The sequence below is a fragment of the Aggregatilinea sp. genome (genome assembly GCF_036822615.1).
In the GTDB taxonomy this organism is placed as follows: Bacteria; Chloroflexota; Anaerolineae; order Aggregatilineales; family Aggregatilineaceae; genus Aggregatilinea.
The window spans coordinates 40,833-49,066 of sequence record NZ_DAISHJ010000030.1; the positions used below are offsets into that span (position 1 = coordinate 40,833).

Here is an 8,234-nt window from a genome sequence, read left to right on the forward strand (position 1 = left end):
ATGTTCAGCGGGATGGTCGTAGCCGTCGCCAGGAGCTGCACGCTCACACGCGCCGCCACCTGCTCCGAGACCGCACGGAACGCCATTGCCGCTTCCGAGTCCGGCTCGGACGCCACGACCGGCTTGCCGCTGTCGCCACCCACGCGCACGGCGGGGATCATCGGCACGCGGCCCAGGAACGCAACGTTACGCTCCTGCGCGAAGGTCTCGCCGCCGCCCTCACCGAACATTTCGCCCGCCATATTCTCGACCACGCCGAGAATCGGGACGTTCAGCTTCTCGAACATCGCCAGACCGCGCCGCGCGTCGTCGATCGCCACGCTCTGCGGCTGCGTCACGATGATCGCGCCGGTCAGCGGGACGGACTGCGCCAGACTGAGCTGCGCGTCACCCGTGCCGGGCGGCAGGTCCACAACCATGTAATCCAGCTCGCCCCACGCCACGTCCGTGAAGAACTGGCGGATCGCGCCGTGCAGCATCGGGCCGCGCCAGATGACGGGCGTGTTCGGGTCGGCCAGGAAGCCCATGCTCATGACCTTCAGCCCGAACGCCTCGAACGGCACAAGCTTCTGATCGGGCGTCAGGAACGGCTGCTTGAAGCCCAGCCCCACCATCTTGGGGATGTTCGGGCCGAGGATGTCCGCGTCCATCAGGCCGACGCGCGCGCCGCTCTGCGCCAGCGCCACGGCCAGATTGACCGAGACGGTGCTCTTGCCAACGCCGCCCTTGCCGCTGCTGACCGCGATCACGCTGCGCAGAGGTGTTTCGATCTGCCCGAAGATGCGGCCATCGGTCGGGACGTTGGAATCCCACTTGATCGCCAGATCCTTGATACCCGGCACGCGCAGAACCGCCGCGCGGGCGCGGTCGTAGATCACGTCCTTCAGCGGGCACGCGGGCGTCGTCAGGACAACCGCGAACTTCGCCACGCCGTCCTCCACGGTCAGATCGCGCACCATGTTCAGCGACACGATGTCACGGTGCAGTTCCGGCTCGATCACGGTCGCCAGGGCCGCCATCACCTGATCTTGTATTGATTGGTTACTCACTAATCCCTCTTTCTGTCTAACAAACCAGCCGTGCGTCGCGTCCGAAAACAATGCTGCGCGGCGTCTCGACGCCAGTACGCTAGATTATACCTTAAGGTTGATCCGCATCTGGGATATTAACGGATTTCTGATGGCAGGCGGCGCGAACCGCAACTTGTGACAGGGCGCATCACAAAAACGGGCGGAGCAAGCTCCGCCCCTACCAAAATCGCATCGATGGCTGATGCCTGCCCGATCGCTAGCTGCCGCTCTTGGCTTCCTTGGCGCGGGCCTTGAGCACGTCTTTGTGCTCCCAACCGCCGCGCGCTTCGGCTTCCTTTTCGGCCACGGTGGGCGCGATGGACTGCCAATAGCGAAACTCCTTCGACAGGCGCGCCTTGTCGAAGATGTGGTTGCCGGTGCGATCGTAGCTCGCCAACTCGTAGTCGTGGTCCATCTTGATCGCATCGAACGGGCAGAACTCCGCGCACAGGCCACAGTTCATGCAGATGTCGATGTCGATGTGGAAGTCTTCCGGCTCCGGCTTGGGGCGGCCCGTTTCGGGGTCGGTCCCGCGCACGATCCAGATGCACTGCGGCGGGCACACCTTCGCGCAGATGCCGCAACTCGTGCACCAGTCGTGGCCGGGACGATCGGGATGGTCGTAATTTTCGACGACCAGGAACGGAATGAAGCGGAAGCGCTCCGGCACGGCGATCTTCTCGTCAGGATACTCGACGGTGAACACGCCGCGCTGTTCCATGCCCTGCCGGGAGGGGAATGCTTCAGTGGGCACGTGCCGCTTGAAGCCCCACTTCACATCTTCCACATAGGTATTTACAAAGTGATTCAGCGTGATCCACATGCCACGCCAGATGCCAGTTCCGTACATGAGTCTCTAAGCTCCTTACGCGCCCGCGCGGATACCGCCCGGACGCGCTAGCGATCCACCTCGCCCAGCAGGATGTCGATGCTGCCCAGGATCGCCACGACGTCCGCGACCTTGTGGCCCAGGCACATGCGCTCCAGCGCCGTCAGGTTGATGAAGCTGGGGGCGCGGACGTGATAGCGCCACGGATTCTGGCCGCCGTCGGAAATGACGTAGTAGCCCAGCTCGCCCTTGGGATTCTCCACGCGACCATACGATTCCCCGGCGGGGATACGCGGGCTGTACATCCCGCCGCGCCCGGAGAAGAACGGCTCGCCTTCGGTTGCCTTGAGGATGTTATAGACCTGCTGCAAAATGCGCAGGCTCTGGCGCATCTCGTCCAGCCGCACGAGGTAGCGGTCGTACACGTCGCCGTGATAGCGCACCGCCACGTCAAATTCCAGCTCGGGATAGATGCTGTACGGCTCAGCGCGGCGCACGTCGTAGGGCACGCCGCTGGCGCGCAGCACCGGGCCCGCCGCGCTGTACGCGATCGCGTCTTCGCGGGTGAGCGTGCCGACGCCGATGCAGCGGTTGGTCACGATCTCGTTGGTGGTGAGATATTCGTCGAACTGGTCCACCGCACGCGGCAGGCGCTCGAAAATCATCTCCCACAGGTATTCCATCGTGTTGAAGTCGCGCACGCGGTCGTTGATCAGGCTCGCTTCGCTGCGCAGACGCTCCGGCAGGTCGTTCGCCACGCCACCGAAGCGCAGGTAGTTGCACATCATGCGGCTGCCCGTGGTCGCCTCGAAGAAGTCGAGCACCAGCTCGCGCTCCTCGACGGCGAACATCATAGGCGTGAAGAACGCGCCGAGGTCGTTCATCAGGAAGCCGACCGACCAGAAATGACTGACCAGCCGGGTCAGTTCCGCCATCAGCACGCGGATCGCTTCCGCGCGGCGGGTCGGCGGGCTGTAGCGCGCGCCGAGGGCCATCAGCTTCTCGACGCCCATCGCGTAGCCGAAATTGTTCGACAGGCTGGTCAGGTAGTCCAGGCGGTCGGTGAACGGCATGTTCTGAATGAACGTGTTGCGCTCGCCGATCTTTTCGTGGTTGCGGTGCAGGTACCCCATCACCGGCTCCAGCCGCTCGATGGTCTCGCCGTTGAGCTTGACCATCATGCGGAAGACGCCGTGCGTGCTGGGATGCTGCGGCCCCATGCTGACGATCAGCCGGTCAGAGTTCAGATCGCGCTGCACGTCCATATCGCCGGGGATCGGTTCCTCGAACCATTCCTCGGCGGGCGGCTGGTAGCCTTCGAGCGTGAAGCCGGGCGGATACTGTACGTTGCGCCCGTAGGGGTTGTGCTCTTCGGCGCGCCACACCTGACCGTCGGGCCAGCGGCTGTCAAAGGGTTTATTTTCCTGCTCGAAATAAGGCTCTTTCCAGTCCTTGCGCAGCGGGTGACCTGCGAAGCCTTCCCACAGCAGGATACGCTTGAGGTTGGGGTGTCCCTCGAAGCGGATCCCCATCAGATCCCACGCTTCGCGCTCCTGGAAGTCCGCGCCCGGCCACACCGGGCACAGGCTCGGCAGCACGGCGTTTTCACGCGGGGTCTGCGCCTTGAAGACCAGCGGCGGGCCGCCAGCCGTGCGGTAGGCGTGATAGACCATCTCCAGGTGATCGCCCTTGTCCAGATAATCGACCGCCGTCGCACTGGACAGGTAATCGTAGCCCAGGTCGTCGCGCACGGCGCGCGCCACATCCAGCAAGCGCGCCGGATCGACCAGCAGGCCGTCGTACCCTTCCCGCTCATCGCGGCGAATCGCATCCCCGAAGCGCGCTTCCAGATGGCTCAGCGCATCGTCGGTCGGGCTGGCGTGTTCCACCACGGGGGCTTGTTCGCTCATAACAACTCCTTACGTTCGCGGACCTCGATTGGCCCGCACAGGAAGATTTACGCCTCGGCGCCGGAAACAGAGTCTTCAGCCGTCGCGCTCATCTCCGCCTGCTGCTTCATCAAATACGCCTGTCGCGGATCGAGGATATCGGGACCAAGCACCGGCACGGGCACCGCATCATACGTGCCGCGACCGTACCACGGCACGCTGTTGGGGTTCGCCAGCGACTGGCCGTCGATCTTCTTTTGCAGCATCAAAAAGCCGTGCATCAACGCCTGGGGAGTGGGAGGGCAGCCGGGCACGTAGACATCCACCGGGATGTACTGGTCGATGCCGCTGACCACGCTGTAGCCTTCCTTGAACGGACCACCGCCGGACGCGCACGCGCCCATCGCCAGCACGTACTTCGGCTCGGCCATCTGGTTGTACAGACGCACGATGGGGACCACCATTTTCTTGGTGACCGTGCCGCTGACGATCATCAGGTCGGCCTGACGCGGGCTGGCGCGAATGACTTCCATACCAAAGCGCGCCTGGTCGAAGCGGCTGGACGCCGTGCAGATCATTTCGATCGCGCAGCAGGCCAAGCCGAACGCCATAGGCCACACCGAGCTGCGCCGCCCCCAGTTGTAGATGGCGGTCATCAGCTTGTTGAACGTGGTCACGGCCACCGTGTTGCGGATCGACTCCGGCACGGGCGCGTCAGGGTTGTGGAGTTCCTGCAAAAAATCATTCGGGGTCATGACGCCTCGCTTTGCTCTTCATACCATTCCCGTAAAATCTCGGTCAATAGCGCGTCGTGAGCCAGGATCGGATCGTCGGCAAAACCGGGCAGCGCGACGATCCAGTCAAACAACTGCTGAAGCCCCAACTCATCCAAATCGGCGTGCGGATGGTGCTCCATCAGGCTCAGCACGATTTCGTAAGAAGCCTCCCAATACAAAGGCTTGGGATCGTCGTCTTCATCCATAGGACGGCACGGCGCTAATCATACCAAAGAATACCGCACACGGATATTCCAAGTAAGGACAGATGGCGCATTTAAAGGGGCGTATTCACATACGCCCCTTCCGGTCATTCGATCCGTCAGTTCGCCGCCTCAGTCGCTTCGGCGGTTGGAACCACGGCCTCAATCGTGATTTCGGCAGTGGCCTCCGCCGTCGATTCGGCAGCGGGTGCTTCCAGCTCGGCCAGCTCGCTCATGTGGTCATCGAGCCACGTGCGGTAACTGTCGTACACCGCCGTGTTCGATTCACCGCGCTGCATATAGGTGATCACCAGCAGCCAGCCATCGTCGCGCGAGAACAGCGCGATTTCCTGATCCACCCCGGGATACGACTGGTCGCCGACCATCTGCGGCGCGATCACCACGCGCAGCGCAGCGCCCGGCTCTCCGGCGACTTCGGTATCGTTCGGCCCCACGTAGGCGTCGTCGTCCACAACCAGCCCGGCATCCGCCAACTGAACCTCGTGGCCTTCACGCAGCAGTTGGAGGATCGCCAGCGGCTGTTCGGCGGGATCTTCGGGCAGCGCAGCGTACTGCTCGGGGTCCACCAGTTGATCGGCGGTCACGAGCGTGTAGCTGATCTGGGCCGTAATGGACGGGTCTGCCGCATACATCAGCGCGCCGTCCGCGACTTCGAACCAATCCCCGGTCACTTCCTCGGTGGCGCTGGCGTCCTGCGTCATCGCCGCGTCAGGCTCGGCGGTGGCGGCGGGTTCCTCGGTCGCCTCAGGCAAAAGCGCGACTTCGGTCGCAACAGGCTCCGGCTCGGCAGTGACGGCCACATCGGGCGCTTCGGTCCCTACCGGCGCGGCTTCTTCCGTGGCGGCAGGCGCTTCGGCGGTGACTTCCAGCGCAGGCTCGGTCGCTTCGGCGGTCGGCGCGGCTGCCGGCGCGACAAGGTCCGCTGCGTGGGCCGACATCCATGCCAGGAAGTCATCGTAAGCCACCGGGTTTGACTCGCCGTTAAAAATATACTGGAAGATCCCCAGGCGTTCGGGCGTGCCCGCAAAGGCCAGGGCCAGATCTCGACCGGCGAACGCCCCGGTAGCGACTTCCTGCGGCGGCAGCGTGACATGGAACAGCGCCACGGGCGTATCGCCAACGCGCGTGATCGCGGGCGGCTCGTCAAGGCTGAACGTCAAATCGCTGCTGGTCGCGCTGTCCTTCAGCGCGTCGTAAATCGACTGGGCCAGATCGAGCACCGGGTATGCGGCGTCCTCGGCGGGCGTGTCCACACCGAACTGCGCCACCATGCCATCGAGCGTATCGACGAGGTAAACCGCCTGCACATCGAGGGTGGGATCGGCCATGTAGGTCAGCGTACCATCCTGCGTCTCGACCCAGTTATCCGCCGTGCCGCTGCTGGCCGCAGCCGGTGCAGCGGTGGGGCTGACGGTAGGAGTGGGCTTGATCGCGTCGGTCGATACCCCGGCTTCTCCCACGAGAACATAGACAAAGCCCATTACGAGCAGCAGCACGATCAGGGCAGCAACTTGCGGGCGTACCTTCATGCGAACAAGCTCCTCTCAGAGCGTCACCAAACAACACCACTCAAGCGTTCTAAGTGTAGCCAGTTCTGGCCGAGCTTTCAACCGCGAGCACGGCGCGGCCCAAAAAGCCGGAAGATTATCGCAGAGATGTGCCCTTTGTCCCAAAAGCGCCTGTCGCATGTCATTTGACATAAGTCAGATCCGCATATAAGATTTATTAAATTTATAAACAATATGGTAAATGTGGTAAAGCGAGTCCCTGACATGCAACAGACCAGACGACATATCCTGGAAATACTCAAGGAACGGAAAGAAGCAACCATCGACGAAATCGTCGCGGATCTCAGCTCGCGTATCGGGAAAATCACGGCGGTGACCGTACGCCACCACCTTGAAATCCTGCGCGGCGATGGATTGGTTGCTGCCCCTGCCGTTCGCCGCCGGAGCGCGCCGGGCCGTCCGCAGTACGTGTATGCGCTGACCGACCGTGCCGCCGACCATTTCCCCAACAACTACCAGGGTCTGGCGACGGGTCTGCTCACGCAGATTAAAGAGCAGCTTCCGCCCAGCCAGCTTAACAAGATCCTGGAAGGCGTCGCCGGGCAGATGACGGAGAGCGCCTCCGTGCCGGATGCCCCCCTGGAAGTGCGCCTCGATCACGCGGTGCAGTACATGAACGAGCACGGTTATACCGCCGCGTGGCGCAAATCGGACGAGGGGCTGGTGCTGCAAATCTCCAACTGCCCGTACGAGCAGGTTTCGTGCAACAATCCCGAGCTGTGCCGCATGGACGAAAATCTGGTGCGCGGCCTGACCGGCGTGCGCCCGCAGCGCATGAGCTGGCAGCTTCAAGGGCACGACTCATGCACGTATCTAATGCGTGAGGACGGCTCCCGCGAGCAGCCCGCTTAACGGCACCATCTCGCAGCATCACACAGCCCGGTCAGCGTTCTGGCCGGGCTTTTTTATGGTTACGCCGCTTCTTGTCTGCGCGCCAGCGGACACGCTACAATGGGCGGCATGGGTCAGAACAAACAGACAGCGCCGCCCGGTGCGCCCCACAACCGGCGGCTGCCACTTGTACTGATAGTCGTGGGGGCCATCACCTGGATCGTCGCCGCTGCGGTCGTGATCAACGCGGCGCGGCAGTCCGATTCCACGCGCGAGGCGTCACCGACCGTCGTCGTGCAGCGGCCCACGCTGGCCGCCAGCACCGCGACGCCGTCCGATACGCCAACCGCCACCATCACACCCTCCCCCACACCAACCGCAACCGCCACTCATACGCCCGCGCCGACGGAGACGCCTACCAGCGCCCCGACCGCCACGGCAACCGACACGCCGGTCGAGGCCGCGCAGGCGATCACGCCAACGAGCGCGGAAGCTGTCGGAGCGCCGGATGATGTCGCGGGGCAAAGCGCCGCGCCCGCCGAGGTACGCGCGGATGCGCCGGACGCCGCGCAAACCCAGGCCGCACCCGACGCGCTCGCCTGCGCGATCCCCGACGGGTGGCAGCCGCACACCGTGCAGCAGGACGACACACTGTTCGAGTTCGTGCTGATCGTGGCACAAGCGGGCGTCACCACCAGCGTGGACGAGCTGGTCGCAGGCAACTGCCTGACGGACCGCCTGATCGTGGTGGGACAGGTGCTCTATTTGCCGCCCGGATTGTTCCCGACGCCCCTGCCCCCGCCAACCGATCCGCCCACGCCCGACGCTGCCGGGACGCAGGCCGCGTGCACCCGCCCGGAAGGGTGGCAGCCGTACACCGTGCAGCAGGACGATACGCTGTTTGCGTTCGTGCTGGGCACGCGCGAGGCCGGACAGGGCGAAACGAGCGTCGATGCGATTGTCGCGGCGAACTGCCTGCCAAACTCGATGCTGACCGTCGGACAGGTGATCTTCCTGCCGCCCGGCGCGGCGGACTACGCGCCGCCC

8 protein-coding genes and 1 pseudogene are annotated in these 8,234 nt (G+C 63.9%); 2 read left to right on the plus strand and 7 right to left on the minus strand.

The window, feature by feature from the left end; all coding sequences use genetic code 11:
- From V7116_RS11445 to V7116_RS11470, 7 genes and pseudogenes are all read right to left on the minus strand, one after another.
- Positions 1 to 1,049 (minus strand): Mrp/NBP35 family ATP-binding protein (locus V7116_RS11445; protein WP_324392059.1); only part of this gene is annotated, 1,049 nt, incomplete at its 3' end.
- Between the two features lie 238 nt (positions 1,050 to 1,287).
- Positions 1,288 to 1,920: a 4Fe-4S binding protein gene (locus V7116_RS11450; RefSeq protein WP_324392060.1), complete on the minus strand. Its 633-nt coding sequence runs from the start codon at positions 1,918 to 1,920 to the stop codon at positions 1,288 to 1,290.
- A 47-nt stretch (positions 1,921 to 1,967) separates the two neighbouring features.
- Entirely contained in the window at positions 1,968 to 3,164 is a 1,197-nt protein-coding gene (locus V7116_RS25795) for an NADH-quinone oxidoreductase subunit D (protein WP_349258510.1), read from the minus strand.
- A 237-nt stretch (positions 3,165 to 3,401) separates the two neighbouring features.
- Positions 3,402 to 3,809 (minus strand): annotated as a pseudogene (locus V7116_RS25800) (NADH-quinone oxidoreductase subunit C); the annotation flags it as partial.
- 47 nt (positions 3,810 to 3,856) lie between these two features.
- Positions 3,857 to 4,543: an NADH-quinone oxidoreductase subunit B gene (locus V7116_RS11460; RefSeq protein ID WP_324392062.1), complete on the minus strand. Its 687-nt coding sequence runs from the start codon at positions 4,541 to 4,543 to the stop codon at positions 3,857 to 3,859.
- Positions 4,540 to 4,770, minus strand: a complete 231-nt coding sequence (iscX, locus tag V7116_RS11465) for a Fe-S cluster assembly protein IscX (protein WP_324392063.1) — start codon at positions 4,768 to 4,770, stop codon at positions 4,540 to 4,542. The genes V7116_RS11460 and iscX overlap by 4 nt, the downstream gene beginning before the upstream one ends.
- 116 nt (positions 4,771 to 4,886) lie before the next feature.
- On the minus strand, positions 4,887 to 6,317 hold the full coding sequence (locus tag V7116_RS11470) for a hypothetical protein (RefSeq protein ID WP_324392064.1): 1,431 nt from the start codon (positions 6,315 to 6,317) through the stop codon (positions 4,887 to 4,889).
- A 243-nt stretch (positions 6,318 to 6,560) separates the two neighbouring features.
- Between V7116_RS11470 and V7116_RS11475 the strand changes: the two genes are divergently transcribed.
- A complete protein-coding gene (locus V7116_RS11475) occupies positions 6,561 to 7,208 on the plus strand; it encodes a helix-turn-helix transcriptional regulator (RefSeq protein ID WP_324392065.1) in 648 nt (215 codons plus the stop codon).
- A gap of 108 nt (positions 7,209 to 7,316) precedes the next feature.
- Positions 7,317 to 8,234, plus strand: a 918-nt coding sequence (locus V7116_RS11480; RefSeq protein WP_324392066.1) for a LysM peptidoglycan-binding domain-containing protein, incomplete at its 3' end; no start/stop codon positions are given.